This window comes from Brevibacillus sp. TJ4, from assembly GCF_044627595.2.
Classification (GTDB): Bacteria; Bacillota; Bacilli; order Brevibacillales; family Brevibacillaceae; genus Brevibacillus.
On the sequence record NZ_CP185865.1, the window covers coordinates 75,885 to 91,956 of the forward strand.

Genomic DNA, 16,072 nt, shown 5'->3' on the forward strand with positions numbered 1-16,072 from the left:
CAGCACAAGCAGGAAGGGGAGGGTGTACATGCCGTACTATGCGGCTTTGTTGCACATGCTTGATCCGGAGAAAAACAAGGAGGTTTTGCCCCGTCATATCGCCTACCTGGATCAACTGGACCAACAAGGAAAAATTTATGGCAGAGGACCTTTTGCGGACGGGTCGGGCGGGATGGTCATTTACATCGCGGACACATTCGAAGAAGCCCGGGAGATGGCTCAACAAGATCCTCATGTTGTAGAGAATGTTCGGCGCCTGGAACTGAAGGAATGGAAGCTGTGGAAGACCTAAGACAATCGAGAACTACGCATGTTCCCTAATGCAGGCATTCGCTCGCTGTACAGACGAATGGCTTGCTTGGGGATTTTTTTATGGGGCAGTCAAATGTTGATTTGGGTACGTCAAAAACGTGTTCGCAGGCTTGTTCGCGGTCCTCAGCCTCATACCCGTCGCCATGATTGTCCGGTGTACCGCCCGCTATGAGTGGAGACAAAAGCCGCAGGCTCCTCCCGTTCCGGATAGATAGACTGGTTTTTTTCACCCCCACCCATCCCTTTTTGGTTACAATGGTAGGAGAACGCGCAGTTGTCTTTGTGGAAAGGATGTCGTAAATGAGCAAAACACTGGTACTGGCCGAGAAGCCTTCCGTCGGCCGGGACATCGCACGAGTGTTGCAGTGTCAGAAAAAAGGAAACGGGTTTTTCGAAGGAGATCGCTATATCGTGACGTGGGCGCTGGGGCATCTCGTCACACTCGCAGATCCGGAAAGCTACGGGCAGCAATACAGCTCGTGGCGAATCGAAGACTTGCCGATCATGCCCTCGCCGCTAAAGCTGGTGGTGATCAAGGAAAGCAACCGGCAGTTTCATGCCGTGAAACAGCAAATGAAGCGAAACGACGTACGCGAAATCGTCATTGCCACGGATGCGGGACGCGAGGGAGAACTGGTCGCCCGCTGGATCATCGAAATGGCCCAGGTGAACAAGCCGATCAAGCGTCTGTGGATTTCCTCTGTTACCGATAAAGCGATCCGCGACGGCTTTCGCAACCTGAAGGACGGCAAGAGTTACGAAAATCTGTACGCTTCTGCGGCTGCCCGCGCCGAGGCGGATTGGCTGGTCGGGATTAATGCCACGCGGGCCTTGACTTGCAAGTTCAACGCCCAGCTATCCTGCGGCCGCGTCCAGACGCCTACCTTGGCAATCGTCGCCACCAGGGAGGAGGAAATTCGTCGGTTTACGCCCAAGCCGTATTACGGGCTGACCGCTGTGACCGATGGATCGATCAAGTGGCAATGGCAGGATCAGCAGACCAAGGACGTGAAATCGTTTTCCAAGGAGAAAGTAGAGCAACTGCTGGCAGCACTGAAAAAGGAACAGAGCGCTGAAGTGGCAGAGGTTGCCAAGGCGCATAAAAAGACGTACGCTCCGCAGCTGTACGACCTGACAGAGCTGCAGCGCGACGCCAACCGCATCTTCGGGTATTCGGCAAAAGAGACGCTCTCCATACTGCAGGGGCTCTATGAGCATCACAAGGTCGTGACGTACCCGCGGACCGACTCTCGCTACCTCTCCGGCGATATTGTGGAAACGCTGCCCGACCGGGTCAAGGCCGTACAGATGAAGCCGTACGCTCCGTTTGCCGCCAAGGTATTGCGCGCACCGATCCGTGTGAACAAATCGTTTGTCGACGACAGCAAGGTGTCCGACCACCATGCCATCATCCCGACGGAACAATCCGTGTTTCTTGGCAATTTGAGCGACAAGGAGCGGAAGATTTTTGACCTCGTCGTAAAGCGCTTTCTGGCGGTACTGTTTCCGCCTTTTGAATACGAGCAGACGACGATTCAGGCAAAGATCGGGTCGGAGCGGTTTGTCGCCAGAGGGAAAATCGTGCTCGTATCGGGCTGGAAAGAAGTGTACGACCACGATGTCGAAGAAGAGGATGACGGCAAAGGCGGCGTAGCGGATCAGTCGTTGCCCAAGATCGGCAAAGGAGATCGCCTGCGGATCGTCTCTGTATCCCAGACGCAGGGCGAGACCAAACCGCCGGAGCCGTTTACCGAAGCTACCTTGTTGACGGCGATGGAAAACCCGGCGAAGTACATGGCCGACGAAAGCAAAGAGCTGATCAAAACGATTGGCGAGACGGGCGGGCTGGGCACAGTTGCGACCCGTGCGGACATCATTGAAAAGCTGTTCAACAGCTTCCTGCTCGAAAAGCGGGGGAAGCATATTTTTATTACCGCGAAAGGAAAGCAGTTGCTGGAGCTGGTTCCCGATGACATGAAATCGCCGACATTGACCGCCCAGTGGGAACAGAAGCTCGGCGCGATTGCCAAAGGAAGCCTGAACAAACAGGCATTTCTCGGCGAGATCAAGAGCTACGCCAAAGAAGTCGTGCGGGAAATCAAAAACAGCGAAAAGACATTCCGCCACGACAACCTGACCAGAAGCAAGTGTCCGGAGTGCGGCAAGCTGCTGCTGGAGGTAAACGGCAAGCGGGGCAAAATGCACGTATGCCAGGACAGAGAGTGCGGGTACCGAAAAAGCATCTCCAAACAGACCAACGCCAGATGCCCCAAATGCCACAAACGGCTGGAATTGCGCGGCGAGGGCGAAGGACAAACCTTTGTCTGTGTCTGCGGGCACAAGGAAAAGCTGTCTGTATTCCAGGAACGCCGGGAAAAGGAAAAGAGAGGGAACGTATCGAAAAAAGAAGTGTCCCGTTTCCTGAAGGAACAAGAAAAGGAGAACGACGAAGGAATCAACTCGGCACTGCGGGACGCGCTCTCCAAACTCAAGCTGGATTAAGCCAATGACATGAACGGTACTGCCGGATCGATCCGTCAACCTGCCATGGGATACAGGTTGGCGGATTGGTTATGTTTTGGGAATTCACGTAGTTGCGGGTGAGCAGCGACGGCTGAGGCGAATCCTCCTGTGATTGAGGCAATGAGGAATCCGGGAACGAAACAGGGTGATTCTCCCCAGCACGCCGATGTACTTTAACGATGCCTCATGCGAGAAATTCGTACTAGGCAATTCATCATGGGTTTGTCGAGGTTCTATGTCTTTTTTCGTATGTATTCACACGGTTCGCGGGCGCTTGAATTTCGGAAAACGCTGATAATTCTATGAAATTTAGCCCAAAAGGAATTTGAAATGGATGTGTGTAAATGGGAAAATGATCCTGTGGAGGGAAGTTATATTAAAAAAATGCTGCTGATTTAAGTGTAAGTTAATTGATTCAACCCTGAATTATTGAGAAGGTGGAATAGAATGGACGAGCAAAAACAAGTAGAGAAAGTGCAAGAGCTGGAACGACTATCTGCCATTGGACAAATCTCTGCCGGTATTGCCCATGAGATTCGCAATCCTTTGACAGCGGTAAAAGGTTTTCTGCAGCTTATGCAGCAAGAGCACGATAGCAGGTATTGGGACATCGTCAATTCTGAATTGGAACAGGCTATTTCTACCGTACAAAATTTGTTGGTTGTTTCAAAACCGGAAAAACTTGACGAGAAATGGTCCGATGTGAACTTGTGCCAGCTTCTCGACAGCATTTTGTCCCTTTTTGAAAATGAAATGTACAGGGTCAAAGTAGAAAAACGCTTCTTTAATGTCAATTGCCAGGTGTCGGGCAAACGCAACCAGTTGAAACGCGCCTTTTTTAACCTGTTGAAAAACGCATTCGAGGCCATTGAGGGCGAGGGCGTCATTACAGTCGAACACTACCGTTCAGGCAATGAAGTGTGCTTGCACATTCGCGATACAGGCAAAGGGATTCCGAGTGATATGCTGCCGCTGTTGGGTACTCCGTTTTTTTCGACGAAGACGGAGACAGGAACGGGATTGGGATTGGCGCAGGTGTATGCTACTTTCGACGACCACAAGGCCAGCATTGATGTGAACAGCACAGAACAGGAAGGTACAGAATTTATTATTCGTATGCCATTATTACAAAAGCCTTGGGAGGAGCAAATGAAAGCGGAGCTTGTGATCGAGGAGAACATGGACGTACGCCAGTTCTTCGAGGTCAATCGTCAGCAATTTAACCGGCAGTTGGAGATCGAGGCGCAGAACAGCTTCGAAATTGTATCCGGTCTAAAATTCGTGACGACCCAGGATTTAATCGACCATGCCAACCAAATCTTGTCGCTGGTCCATGACGGCATGACGCAGGAGATCATCAAGCTGGCACAGGAGAGAGGAGTCGCCTGGGCGAAATCGGATGTGCCGATCATCACCAAAATGGAATGGTTTTATGCGCTGCGCAAAGTGATCTGGTCGTTTCTTCGCGAATACTATCTGCGCGTCGGGATTACGCCTGAAGAAACATTTGAGCTGTCTGAGCGGATCAGTGATGCTCTTGATAATTTCATTATTCAGTTTAATGTCGTATTTACCAAATACCGCGACGATGTGCTCAAGTCCAAGCAGGCGATCATCGATGAATTGACGGTCCCGTTGATCCCGATTTTCAGCCAGATCGCTGTGTTGCCACTGGTCGGCACGCTGGATGATTCGCGCATGAACAAAATTGAAGAGAGAATGCTAAACGAGATCGAACAGCGCAACATTCAAAAGGTATATATTGATCTGTCGGCGGCTTCCATACCAAGTCCCGAGACGTTCCAGAAGGTTCTCCGCATGATTGACGGGATCAATCTGCTTGGATGCCAGGTCGTCGTCACCGGGATTCGTGCCAAGCTGGTCAAGACGATCCTCGATTTGGACAAGTCCGTCATTGGCAAGCTGGTAGTCGAAAGTACGCTGCAGCAGGCGCTTCTCAAAGAAACGGCGATTGGCAAAGCATTGTCCCAGGAGACACAAGGGGAGATCGGTACAGAGTAACGCTGTGGATCAGCGTAATGGAAATACATAGCAAGAGGCGCATGCGCTTTCCGTATGGTAGGATAGTACAGGAAGCTGGAGTGGTAAAGGAGTTTTTCGAATGGATCGACTGGGAGTGCGAATCCGGGAAGCGCGAAACAAGATCAAATTGAGCCAGGCGAGGTTATCGAAAGAATCCGGGATCACACAAGCTGTACTGTCTGGCTGGGAGCTGGGCAAAAGTGAGCCTTCTGCGGAACAATTCGCTATGCTCATGCGCGTGATCGATGAGATCAAGGAACAGGTAGAATCCGGCAAGATACGCCTCAACAAGAAGCAATTTGTCCATGACATGCGGAAAACGACAGCGAAACCGACGATCAAGGATGGCGGAGAGTATGCCGAACTGGCAAAAGCGATGACGATTACGCCATCCCATGCGGAAAACGAAGAGTTTCTCTCCGCGCTGTCGCAGCTTGCTGCCAGTGCCAAACAAGCGGGCGAAAAAGGAGATGCTCCTACCGCAATTGCCCTTTTTGCCGGTTGCGGAGGATTTTCCTTGGGGTTTCGAGCAGCAGGATTCAACGTCCTCGGCCACGTGGAAATCAATGAAGCGGCAAGAGACGTGTATCAGGCCAATTTTCCCGACAGCATCTGTCTGGGTACGGATATAACGGCGATCCAGGAAGCGGACGTCCAGGAGTGGAAACGACGATTCGGGCATGTGCATGTATTGTTTGGCGGTCCGCCCTGCCAGGGCTTCAGCCTCGCGGGGAAACGAAACCCGGCAGATGAGCGAAATATCCTGTTCAAAGATTACTTGAAAATTGCCAGCATCCTGCAACCGGATGTTCTCGTCTTTGAGAATGTGCGTCTGATGACTTCGATGAAGGACCCTGACGGCAAGCTGTTTATTCATCGGTTTATAAAGGAATTGCAGGAGATCGGGTACGATGTAAAATGCGAGGAGCTAAACGCACAGCATTATGGCATACCGCAATCCCGGGAACGGGTAATTGTGCTCGGAGTCAACACCAGACTGGGCATCAAGGAGTTTGGGCTGCCGCCGACTACCCACGGAGATCCGGGGCAAACCGATCTATTTACTTATACGAGAAAGAGGCTCGTTACGTTTCGCGATGCCGTAGGAGACCTGGAAACATTGGAGCACGGCGAATCGTCCCCGTCAGACCCGTTGCACTGGGCGATTACCCATCCGGATCACGTGATAACATGGCTGAAGGCTACGCCGGAAGGAAAAAGTGCGCACGACAACGAAGACCCGGGCTTGCGTCCGCCGAGCGGGTACAATACGACGTACAAGAGAATTTACTGGGACGAGCCTTGTTCGACGATCAGCACGAATTTTAACATGATCTCCGGATGCCGCAACGTCCATCCGGAACATACCCGCTCCTTCACGATTCGGGAAGCGGCCCGATGCCAGACTTTCCCTGACGAGTTCAAATTTTTTGGGCCGTGGGGAGAAGTCCGCAAGATGATCGGAAATGCCGTGCCGCCTTTGCTGGCGCTGCAGATTGCGCGACATATCAAGCATGAATTGTTGTCCGGGCATGCGCCCGTACCGGAACATGTCCGGTGACAAGCCAGATTGCATGCGGGAAAATACGAAAAACTGAGGGCAATTCCGAACCCTCAGTTTTTTTGTGCGCTCATATTTTATGAAAATATCCGGCTTGCAGGTTGAATTGCAGTTGCGTGGGATGCTGCTTTTGACCGCCGCGCTGGAATTGGACAAAACCTGAGCGCGGAGCCTGGTGCTCGTTGGGATCTCCTTTGAATCGTCCCTTGCGCACATAGTACGGTCGTTTATGAAAGCCGTTGTACTGGCGGGAGAGTCTGACCAGCTCCTCGACGGTAAACAGTGCAATCGTACACTGCTTCATATCGCTGTACTTCACCGTTTGGTGGAGGACAAATTCCGGCGGGTACGGGTCGGAGTGATACGCCTTTTGCAACAAAAGCTGTGTGATTTCATCCTGGTATTCCGTAAAGATTCGCTCCAGCTCGGCAAGACCTGCTGGCGGCAGTTCCTCCCAGAAAAACCGCTCCGGATCTGATTTTCGACCGATCAGGCTGTCCGGATTATCGAGCGGCCGGTATCCTGGATCGCCGCAAAACATGCGAAGCGCGGACTCAGCCTCCTGCGTCACGGGTATGCCGTTCTCCCGCAGAAACTGGCAAAAGCGGGATGCGGTCGTGAAGTAGAGCTGCGCGTTGGTAGGCGTTTTTTTGCTGCATGTCTTGACCGATACCCCTGTTTTACAAACCCCGCCTGCATGCCTGATTTCTATGACGACATCGGACTTGCATTTTGTGATCGGGTTGCCCTCTTCATCGGTCAATGTATCTCCCTGGCCCGAGGTTGCCAGACCGCCAACCCACCAGGCGCGTACTGCCTTGATGTCGGAGAGCTGTTTTCTCTGTGCGATGTAGCGGACGAGCTCGACAGCAGGGTGACCTGTGACGAGATGCTCTGCCTTTTGGGAAGGCATCTTCACCAGACTCCAATCCAGGCTGTTCAAATCGTCAGTCAACAGTTTTTCAAACTTGTGGCCCCGGTTTCTCCCCGTGGTACCGGCTTCGATCTGTTTCGCATGCTGTTCATTATCTGGTAATAAGGCCATGGTTTCCCCTCCTGTTTTCTCCATGATCGTAATGGATGAGAACAGGCAAGTCAATGGATGCGCAAGGGAGCGGGCTTATTTTCGCAGCAGCAAATAGACGAAATAAGGAGCTCCGATCCACGCTACCATGATCCCTGCCGGTAGTCCGTCCGGGTCGACCAGTTGACGTCCGATCGTATCCGCGGTGAGCAACAGCCATCCGCCAATCAGCATCGCAATCGGCATGAACAACTGATGGCGCGGCCCGACGAGTGCCTTGGCGATGTGTGGTGCCATCAGCCCGATAAAGGCGATGCCTCCGGTGACCGAGACGGCAGAAGCAGCCAGAGCGACGGCGGTTGCGATAAGAGTGATCCGTTCCTTTTCTACCTTGACGCCGATGCCGATCGTGACCGGTTCATGCAGTGCCAACAGATTCAGCGTATGTGCTTTGTACAGGGAAAAAGGAACGAGAATCAAAAGCCAGGGCAAGAGCGCCCAGATAAACGGCCAATCCGTCCCCCAGATGTTCCCGGCCAGCCATTTGGCGATAAAATCCACTTTTTCGCGTTCGGCGGAGGAGATCAGGACGACCATCAGCCCGGAGAGTGCCATCGCAAATCCGACACCGACGAGCGTATATCGGTTGGGCTGCAGCCCGTGATGCTTCTCGTGGGCAAGCATGTACGTCAGGAATGCCGTCAGCATCGCTCCTGCGAATCCGCACACAGGGATCAGATACACAAAGGAGCCTGCATCGAGAGGGAAGTACAGAAAGAAGATGGCAATCGCTACGCCTGCCCCCGCGTTGACCCCGAGAATACCCGGGTCGGCCAGGTCATTTCGCGTAACTCCTTGTAAAATGGCGCCTGACAAAGCAAGCGCAATCCCCGCCAAAAGCGTGATGATCATGCGCGGCAGACGGACGGAAAACAGGACAAATTCCTCTTTGAATGTGCCCTGCCCAAACAGTACAGGCAGCAGTCGATCGTAGGAAAGGCTGGAGTATCCAAGCCCCATGCTGACGACGATCGTACACAAGGTCAGGACGAGCAAAAGTCCAAACAGGATGCGTTGTTTTTTGCGCAATTCCGGATGAATCATGTGAATGCCCTGCCCCCTTTGCGGACGATGAACAAGAAGAAAGGAAGCCCCAAAATCGTGACAACGGCGACAGCCGGCGTTTCATAGGGCGCGTTGATGACACGGCCGAGCGTATCGGCAATGAGCATAAAGGAGGCTCCTGCCAGGGCGCACATCGGAATCACAAAGCGATAGTCGGTGCCCACGATCGCACGGACGATGTGCGGGATCATCAACCCGATGAAGGCCATGTTTCCGATCAGGGCGACTGATGCGCCAACCAGCAAAATGATGACGAGAAACAAAATGGCTTTGACCTGTGTCGTCTTTTGTCCCAATCCGACTGCGACTTCTTCATTCAAGCTGAGAATGGTCAATTGTCGGGAGAGAAACAGCGAGATCAGGATGCCCGTGATGATAAAGGGGACGACCGTGTACAGATGACTCCACGTCGTGCCGACCAATCCGCCTGCGGTCCACATCGATACGTCCTTGGAAATTTTGAACATCAGTCCGATGCCTTCCGCGATCGCGTACAGGAACGAATGGACCGCCACGCCAGCGAGGACGATGCGGAATGGAGAAAAGCCGCCTCTTTTCAAGCTGCCGATCCCCAGCACGAGCAGCGCGCCGACAGCGGCTCCGATCATACATGCCACCATCCGGGAGAAGGAACTGGTGGAAGGAAGCAGGGCGATGGTCAAAGCGAGTGCGGCATTGGCACCGGCTGTCAGTCCGAGCAGACCGGGGTCTGCGAGCGGATTTCTCGTCATACCCTGCATGATCGCGCCAGCGACGGCCAGCCCTGCCCCGACAAAAATCCCGCCAACTTCGCGCGGCAGGCGAATTTCCCGAATCAGCGAGATCGTGTCGCTGGTCGCCGTAGAGGTGAGCGCCAGCCAGACATCGCGCAGCGAGATATCCGCTGCCCCGCTTGCCATTGCGACGCCAAACATTGCGATTAGGAGCAAAATTCCCGCGATCAGCGTAAAGGCGAACGGAATGGTGCGCCGTTCGCTCGTCGTTTCCTTGTTCAAAGAATATCCCTCTTCCACGTCGTAGTTCTCCCTGTCAGGGTTTTATCGCAATTTGAGAGAAAGCCCTCATACACATAGAGAGGGCGAGCGCCTCATGCCTTTGTTTGGCTGGCGCTAGCCCCGGTATTATCGAAGAAAATGTTCGCGAAAGAATTCCAGCTGGTACTCGAGTGTCAGCGGATCATTAAAGAAGAATTCCGCCGAGTTTGCTTCGAAGACGCGATTGTTTTTCACCGCAGGAATGTTTTTGTACGTATCGGTTTCCTGGAACGAGTTGTCCGCATCGGAATTTTTGCTGAAAATCACGTAATCGCCCATGTATTCCGGCAACACCTCTACGGAAAGGGCGTAGTAACCGTCTTTGAGAGCCATCTCTTTGACTTTTTCCGGCATTTTCAGCTTCATTTCCTGATAGAGAATCTCTGTCCCGCGTCCCCAGCTGTCGCCGAATACGTAGATCTGCTTGTCAAAACTTTCGATGACGGATACGGAGGCATCCTCTCCGATCTTCGCCCTGATCTCTTCGCCGGCTTGCTGCGCGCGCTGCTTGAAGTCGTCAATCCACGCCTGTGCTTCCTTTTCTTTGTTCAGGAGCTTGCCGATTTCCAGATGCTGCGCCAGGTAATCGACGCTCGTATCGTAGTTGAATGTGACTGTCGGAGCAATTTGCCGCAGTTTATCGATGTTCTTGGTGCTGGAGTAGCCGATGATCAAATCAGGCTCCAGCTCAATGATCTTTTCCAGGTTTTCATCGGATACTTCTTCTACGTCTTTCAGCGCTTCGGCAAAACGCGGGTTCAGTTTGGACCATACGTCTACGCCGACCAGGTTTACGCCCAGCGAGAGGACATTGCCAGTATAGCCGGACAGGACGATGACGCGTTGCGGATCGGCGGGAACCTCTACAGGCCCGTTTTCCGACTGGTAAGTGATCGTTTCCGCTGAGCTTCCCCCCGCCGGAGCAGGTTCGGAATTTTCCGGTGTCGCGGACGGCGAGCTGCCACAACCGCTGACGACGAGTGCCATTAGCAGGATGGCAGAAGCGAGTATGTTCTTCATAGTGACTCTCCTTTTACGAGGTTGTACGTGATGCAGATCGGTTTGTTGGTACGCGGGTCGCGACCGATCTCCGCGTCAATGTGAAACACGTCTTGCAGCACATCAGGCTGCATGACTTCTTCGGGATCGCCGGCTTTGACGATTTCGCCGTTTTTCATGGCGATGATGTAGTCGGCAAATCGGGCAGCCTGGTTGAGATCATGCAGCACCATGACGACGGTGCGGTTTTGTTCGGTGTTGAGCTTTTGCAAAAGCTCCAATACTTCCAGCTGGTGGGCCATATCGAGGTATGTCGTCGGTTCGTCGAGAAAGATCATGTCCGTTTCCTGGGCGAGCGCCATCGCGATCCAGACCCGCTGCCGCTGTCCGCCGGATAACGCATCTACAGGGCGGTACTTGAACTCCATCGTGCCCGTGACTTCCAGCGCCCAGTCAATCACTTCATAATCGCTTTTGGTCAGGCGGCCAAAGCCTTTTTGGTAAGGGAAGCGCCCGTAGGAGACGAGCTCCCCGGCAGTCAGGCCGCTCGCACCCTCTGGTGTCTGCGGAAGAATCGCCATTTTTTTGGCCAATTCCTTGGTGTCTCCCTTGGAAATATGCTCCCCGTCCAAAATGATCGCGCCGGATTGGTGGGAGATGATCCGGGTCAGCGCTTTTAATAGAGTCGATTTTCCACAACCATTGGAGCCGATAATCGTAGTGATTTTTTTATCGGGAATCTGCAGGTTGAGATCTTTCACAATGATTCGTTCACCGTAGCCAATATGTAGGTTTTGCGCGTAGAGGCGAACCATAAATGCTGACCCCCATAATAAAAAGTCTTGATAATGATTATCAGTTTCGTTATCATTTTTACTATAGAAATCTTGTGCCGAATTGTCAACTTTTTTTGCGATAGAAATCTTTGTATACGGACATAGGGAGTGTTTTGTGTGGAGAGACAGGATCTTTTTGATGTGACGATTATTGGTGGAGGGCCGGCTGGCCTGTACTCCGCCTTTTATAGCGGGCTTCGCCAGATGAAAACCAAGCTGATCGAGTTCCAGCCGCACCTGGGAGGCAAGGTGCACGTATACCCGGAGAAGATGATCTGGGATGTCGGGGGGCTGACGCCTGTACCGGGGGCGAAATTGATCGAGAATATCGTCCAGCAGGGACTGACCTTTCAACCCGAGGTCGTGCTCAATGAAAAAGTGGAGTCGATCGAGCGCGATGAAGACGGCTTGTTTGTGCTGCATGCGGCATCCGGCCGGAAGCACTACTCGAAAACGGTGATCGTCGCGATCGGAAGCGGCATCCTGAAGCCGCAAAAGCTGGAGATCGAAGGGGCCGAGCGGTTTGAGGTGAGCAATTTGCATTACACGGTGAAGTCTCTCAAACCGTTCAAAGACAAGACGGTGATCATCTCGGGCGGCGGGAACTCCGCATTGGATTGGGCTGCCGAGCTGGAGCCGATCGCCAAGCAGGTCTATCTTACCTATCGAAAAGAGGCGCTGGCAGGCCATGAAGCGCAGGCGAGCCAAATTATGAACAGCTCCGTGCAGTGCTTTTTCCACACTTCGATCACAAAGCTGTTGGCGAGCAGCAACCACGAAGTGATCGAACGCGTCGAGCTGACCAACCATCAGACTGGCGAGGTGCAGCTTCTGTCTGTCGATGAAGTGATCATCAGCCACGGCTACGAGCGCGATACGTCTCTATTGGAAAACAGCAAGCTGCCGATCGAAATGGTGGATAACTACTACATAGCGGGAAATGCAAACAGCGAGTCGTCTGTGCCGGGGCTGTATGCCGCAGGCGATATTTTGATGCATGACGGAAAGCTGCACCTGATCGCAGGCGCCTTCCAGGATGCCGCGAACGCCGTAAACAAAGCGAAACAATTCATCCAGCCCGATGCGAGCAAAAGCGCGATGGTGTCCTCGCACAATGAAGTTTTTGCCCAGCGGAATCGGGAAATCTTGAAAGAAATGCTACAATAGAGACAGAAGAATACCGATCTGTCAGGGGTGGATGAACGAGATGTCGATCGAAAGTGTAAAAGCTCATTTTCGCCAGTGGAATCGTGAACAGGATGTGATGGAGTTCTCTACGCTGAGTGCTACTGTGGAGCAGGCGGCAGAGACGATCGGGGTGATTCCGGCGCGAATCGCCAAGACGCTCTCCTTTCGTGGGGAGGGCGACAGCGCCATGCTGGTTGTGGCTGCTGGCGACGCCAAAGTCGACAACAAGAAGTTTCGCCATACATTTGGCTACAAGGCGCGGATGCTGTCTCCAGATGAAGTGCTGGAGCATACCGGGCACGTGATTGGCGGTGTATGCCCGTTTGGCCTGAAAACGGAGATGGATGTCTATCTCGATGTGTCTCTGAAGCGCTTTGAATCTGTCTTCCCCGCTTGCGGAAGTGTCAACTCCGCCATCGAGCTGACGCTTGAGGAGCTGCAGCGCTACTCCTTTGCAAAAGACTGGGTCGATGTCTGCAAAGGGTGGGACGGGGCCGAAGAAGAGGCGGAGGAGAAGGCGTCCTCGTCGATGTAGAACATCGCGCCTGGGTGAGCCAGGCTTGCCCGGCAATAAAGCAGGGGCTGTCCAGCAGTCGGATGACTGGCCTGGACAGCCCCTCATTTGTTACAGCGCGTCTCGGATGACCTTCTTGGAGTAGAGCACCGAAAGCACCCCGAAAATCGAGTACAAGGCGGTATAGAACAGCATGACGATGATCATCGGCGCCCATAGCTCGGTGCCGAAGAAAAACCACCCGGACTGAACGGCAAAGTAGCTGTGGGACAAGCCGATCAACAGCGGAATTCCGAAGTTGAAAAGCTGTTTGGCTTGGATGCCCTTGAGCAAATCCCACTGGGTGAAGCCGAGCTTGCGCAGGATGGTGTAGGAGAATACTTCATCCTCGCTTTCATTCATTTGCTTGATGTAGAGGATACATCCCGATGTGACCAGGAAGGAGAGCCCCAAAAAGCCGACGATAAAGATGACAAGACCCATCATCTGTTTCTGGTGGCTGATCATGGCCTGGCGAGACTGGCTGCTGGATTGTTCGTCAAACATCCCGGCGAACAGTGTATCCGCTTTTGCCAGCAAGGCTTCGTCCGCCACGTCGATCCCGATATACAAGGATGTCTCACCCGGCGTCTTATCGTTTTGCCCGCTTTTCAGTCGCTGGAACAAGGAATCGTCGACGATGGCAGTCGGCAATCCGCCGCTGGTAAAGGTGTACGAAATGATGAAGTCGTCGCGCATCCCCAGGTAATGCAAGGGAACCGTCGTCTGTCCTGCAGTCAGCTCGATCTGGCCCTCGCCTTTCAGCTTGATGATATTGCGCATAATGTCGTTGTATCCGGTAAAGTACGCTTCGCCCTCGGCGATGTCGAGGTTTGCCACGGCTGTCTCGCTTACGACAGGCAGCTCCATGGTACTCGAATCCATCACATCTCCCAGCGGTATGTCGATCAGGATGTCCTCCACACGGACTTCGGCTCGAAGGACTTCGATTCTGGTTTCGGTATAGTCGATTCCGTTTTCCGCCAGTGCGGCTGCAAACTGCTCTGCATCTTCCGGCGTGGACAGGACGAAATTGGCAGGGAGATTGTCTTTGGCGCTTTGCTCGGCCGAGTAGTACGAGATATAGCTAAGCGACAGCAGTCCGATTGCCAGCGCAGAGACGGTCGTAATAATCGTCAGCAGCAGGGCGTTCGCTTTCATCCGGAACATGATGGAGGAAAGCGAGAGGACCTCGTATACGTTGAGATAGCCATGTTTTTGCTTGCGGATCGCATTCAGCAGGAAGCTGACCGATCCTTTGTAGAAAAAGTAGGTCCCGATGATCACAAACGCGAGAATGACGGTCATGGCCAAAAACAGTGCGGTCGCGCTGTTAAAGTCCCCGCTAAACAACCGGGACGAGATGTAGTAGCCGGACAGGATGAGGACAATGCCCAGCATCCCGATCATTATTTCCCATCCCGACATTTTTTTCACCTTTTGCTCGGCTGAGGACACGACCCGGAACAGGGACAAAATGCTCTGCTTTTTGATAAACAGGTAATTCGTCAGCATGATCAGCAGATGGATGACGCCAAAGACGACGAGCGTCTGGATCAGTGCCTGGCCGGAGAAGTGCAGGCTGGCGATTCCCTGGACACCTGTCACGGCAAACAAAACCATGATCAACAGCTTGGACAGGGTAAACCCGACAAAGATGCCGACTGCGAGCGAGCCGAAGTACAGCAGGAAGTTTTCGATGCTCAGGATGCGAAAAATCTTCGTTTTGGTCAGCCCGATCAATTGAAACAGGCCGATCTCCTTGCTTCGCCGCTTGATAAAAATGCTGTTGGCGTACAACAAAAATATCGTCACGATCGCGACCAGCAACACCGAAGCTGCCTTGATGGAAGCCGCTCCTTTGATCGTTCCTTCCACTTCATCCATCGAAGGATCGTACTGCAGGGTGACGAAGGCGAAGTACAGTGCGACGATAAAGACGAGTGCAAAGATGTACAAGTAGTAATGCTTCAGATTTTTTTTCAGGTTGCGCCAGATGATCTGGTTAAGGCTCATCGTGTACACCGCCTAACACCGCTTGTGTTTTCATAATGTCCGCGAAAAAGGCCTGCCGCGATTCCGTGCCTCGGTTAAGCTGCGTATACATGTGCCCGTCTTTGATAAACACGACCCGGTTGCCGTAGCTGGCGGCGGCGGGATCATGCGTGACCATGAGGATCGTGGCCTGTCGCTTCTCGTTGAACTGGCTGAGCTTGTTCAACAGATCGGAGGCGGATTTGGAGTCGAGCGCACCGGTCGGCTCGTCGGCAAAAATGATGCTCGGCTCGTGGATAAAGGCACGCGCAGCGGAAGTGCGCTGTTTTTGACCGCCCGAAATCTCATTCGGGTACTTGTCCCGGATGTCGTAAATACCCAGCTCTGTGGCGACAGCCTGGAACATTTCCTCGGCTTTCTTCCTGGGTGTATTCGTAATCGACAAAGGCAAGAGGATGTTTTCCTTGACGGTCAGCGTATCGAGCAGATGGTACTCCTGAAAGATAAACCCCAAATGGCGCTTGCGAAACTCGGCAAGCTGCTTTTCCTTCATGCCGGTAATTTCCTTGCCGTCAATTTTGATCGTGCCCCCGCTTACCCGGTCAATCGAGGACAGGACATTCAGAAGCGTCGTTTTGCCGGAGCCGGAAGCGCCCATGATGCTGACAAATTCTCCTTTTTCGATTGCCATGTCCAGCCCCTTCAGGACTTCTTGCTTATTGAACTTGTTGCCGTAGCTTTTGCGTATTTTTTCTGCTTGCAACACATACATGCGTTTCGCACATCCTTTCCGTCGTCTCTCGTTGTTTTTCATTATAGACAAGGGGAGGGCGCGGGTCGTGCGATTGGCCGAACAAATGGCGAAGGCATGTGACAGAA

The 16,072-nt window shown here is 53.0% G+C and carries 13 protein-coding genes; 6 read left to right on the top strand and 7 right to left on the bottom strand.

Going from position 1 to position 16,072, the window contains the following annotated elements; all coding sequences use genetic code 11:
• The first annotated feature begins 28 nt into the window (after positions 1 to 28).
• The 4 genes from ACAF76_RS00355 (at position 29) to dcm (ending at position 6,439) form a co-directional block, all read left to right on the top strand.
• Positions 29 to 292 (top strand): YciI family protein, encoded by a 264-nt coding sequence (locus ACAF76_RS00355; protein WP_400164438.1) that lies wholly within the window; start codon positions 29 to 31, stop codon positions 290 to 292.
• Between the two features lie 320 nt (positions 293 to 612).
• The gene (locus ACAF76_RS00360; RefSeq protein ID WP_400164437.1) at positions 613 to 2,814 is read left to right on the top strand and encodes a DNA topoisomerase III; all 2,202 of its coding nucleotides are present in this window, start codon (positions 613 to 615) and stop codon (positions 2,812 to 2,814) included.
• Positions 2,815 to 3,282: 468 nt separating this feature from the next.
• Positions 3,283 to 4,857: an ATP-binding protein gene (locus ACAF76_RS00365; RefSeq protein WP_400164436.1), complete on the top strand. Its 1,575-nt coding sequence runs from the start codon at positions 3,283 to 3,285 to the stop codon at positions 4,855 to 4,857.
• 100 nt (positions 4,858 to 4,957) lie between these two features.
• Positions 4,958 to 6,439: a DNA (cytosine-5-)-methyltransferase gene (gene dcm, locus ACAF76_RS00370; protein ID WP_400164435.1), complete on the top strand. Its 1,482-nt coding sequence runs from the start codon at positions 4,958 to 4,960 to the stop codon at positions 6,437 to 6,439.
• 70 nt (positions 6,440 to 6,509) lie between these two features.
• Here the strand turns inward: dcm and ACAF76_RS00375 are convergent, their stop codons facing one another.
• The 5 genes from ACAF76_RS00375 to ACAF76_RS00395 all read right to left on the bottom strand — a co-directional run bounded on the left by ACAF76_RS00375 (position 6,510) and on the right by ACAF76_RS00395 (position 11,436).
• Positions 6,510 to 7,484: a hypothetical protein gene (locus tag ACAF76_RS00375; RefSeq protein WP_400164434.1), complete on the bottom strand. Its 975-nt coding sequence runs from the start codon at positions 7,482 to 7,484 to the stop codon at positions 6,510 to 6,512.
• Positions 7,485 to 7,559: 75 nt separating this feature from the next.
• Positions 7,560 to 8,567, bottom strand: coding sequence for a FecCD family ABC transporter permease (locus ACAF76_RS00380; protein WP_400164433.1), 1,008 nt, complete (start codon positions 8,565 to 8,567; stop codon positions 7,560 to 7,562).
• The gene (locus tag ACAF76_RS00385) at positions 8,564 to 9,601 is read right to left on the bottom strand and encodes a FecCD family ABC transporter permease (protein ID WP_400164432.1); all 1,038 of its coding nucleotides are present in this window, start codon (positions 9,599 to 9,601) and stop codon (positions 8,564 to 8,566) included. Before ACAF76_RS00385 ends, ACAF76_RS00380 begins: the two co-directional genes overlap by 4 nt.
• A gap of 108 nt (positions 9,602 to 9,709) precedes the next feature.
• The gene (locus ACAF76_RS00390; RefSeq protein WP_400164431.1) at positions 9,710 to 10,642 is read right to left on the bottom strand and encodes an ABC transporter substrate-binding protein; all 933 of its coding nucleotides are present in this window, start codon (positions 10,640 to 10,642) and stop codon (positions 9,710 to 9,712) included.
• Positions 10,639 to 11,436, bottom strand: coding sequence for an ABC transporter ATP-binding protein (locus ACAF76_RS00395; RefSeq protein WP_400164430.1), 798 nt, complete (start codon positions 11,434 to 11,436; stop codon positions 10,639 to 10,641). The genes ACAF76_RS00390 and ACAF76_RS00395 overlap by 4 nt, the downstream gene beginning before the upstream one ends.
• Before the next feature lie 138 nt (positions 11,437 to 11,574).
• Here ACAF76_RS00395 and ACAF76_RS00400 point away from each other — a divergent pair, with 138 nt between their 5' ends.
• Together ACAF76_RS00400 and ACAF76_RS00405 are read left to right on the top strand one after the other, a co-directional pair.
• Complete coding sequence (locus ACAF76_RS00400; RefSeq protein ID WP_400164429.1) at positions 11,575 to 12,624, top strand: NAD(P)/FAD-dependent oxidoreductase; 1,050 nt, start codon at positions 11,575 to 11,577, stop codon at positions 12,622 to 12,624.
• Between the two features lie 40 nt (positions 12,625 to 12,664).
• Entirely contained in the window at positions 12,665 to 13,180 is a 516-nt protein-coding gene (locus ACAF76_RS00405) for a YbaK/EbsC family protein (protein WP_400164428.1), read from the top strand.
• A gap of 90 nt (positions 13,181 to 13,270) precedes the next feature.
• Here the strand turns inward: ACAF76_RS00405 and ACAF76_RS00410 are convergent, their stop codons facing one another.
• Both ACAF76_RS00410 and ACAF76_RS00415 read right to left on the bottom strand, forming a co-directional pair.
• A complete protein-coding gene (locus ACAF76_RS00410; RefSeq protein ID WP_400164427.1) occupies positions 13,271 to 15,214 on the bottom strand; it encodes an FtsX-like permease family protein in 1,944 nt (647 codons plus the stop codon).
• The gene (locus ACAF76_RS00415; protein WP_400164426.1) at positions 15,204 to 15,965 is read right to left on the bottom strand and encodes an ABC transporter ATP-binding protein; all 762 of its coding nucleotides are present in this window, start codon (positions 15,963 to 15,965) and stop codon (positions 15,204 to 15,206) included. Before ACAF76_RS00415 ends, ACAF76_RS00410 begins: the two co-directional genes overlap by 11 nt.
• Positions 15,966 to 16,072 lie beyond the last annotated feature (107 nt).

What these genes read in the sequence shown, in the direction of transcription:
- ACAF76_RS00415 (WP_400164426.1), bottom strand. Translation starts at nt 15,965, where the DNA reads ATGTATGTGTTGCAAGCAGAAAAAATACGCAAAAGCTACGGCAACAAG.
- ACAF76_RS00390 (WP_400164431.1), bottom strand. Translation starts at nt 10,642, where the DNA reads ATGAAGAACATACTCGCTTCTGCCATCCTGCTAATGGCACTCGTCGTC.
- ACAF76_RS00405 (WP_400164428.1), top strand. Translation starts at nt 12,665, where the DNA reads ATGTCGATCGAAAGTGTAAAAGCTCATTTTCGCCAGTGGAATCGTGAA.
- ACAF76_RS00410 (WP_400164427.1), bottom strand. Translation starts at nt 15,214, where the DNA reads ATGAGCCTTAACCAGATCATCTGGCGCAACCTGAAAAAAAATCTGAAG.
- ACAF76_RS00380 (WP_400164433.1), bottom strand. Translation starts at nt 8,567, where the DNA reads ATGATTCATCCGGAATTGCGCAAAAAACAACGCATCCTGTTTGGACTT.
- ACAF76_RS00365 (WP_400164436.1), top strand. Translation starts at nt 3,283, where the DNA reads ATGGACGAGCAAAAACAAGTAGAGAAAGTGCAAGAGCTGGAACGACTA.
- ACAF76_RS00395 (WP_400164430.1), bottom strand. Translation starts at nt 11,436, where the DNA reads ATGGTTCGCCTCTACGCGCAAAACCTACATATTGGCTACGGTGAACGA.
- ACAF76_RS00375 (WP_400164434.1), bottom strand. Translation starts at nt 7,484, where the DNA reads ATGGCCTTATTACCAGATAATGAACAGCATGCGAAACAGATCGAAGCC.
- ACAF76_RS00360 (WP_400164437.1), top strand. Translation starts at nt 613, where the DNA reads ATGAGCAAAACACTGGTACTGGCCGAGAAGCCTTCCGTCGGCCGGGAC.
- ACAF76_RS00355 (WP_400164438.1), top strand. Translation starts at nt 29, where the DNA reads ATGCCGTACTATGCGGCTTTGTTGCACATGCTTGATCCGGAGAAAAAC.
- dcm (WP_400164435.1), top strand. Translation starts at nt 4,958, where the DNA reads ATGGATCGACTGGGAGTGCGAATCCGGGAAGCGCGAAACAAGATCAAA.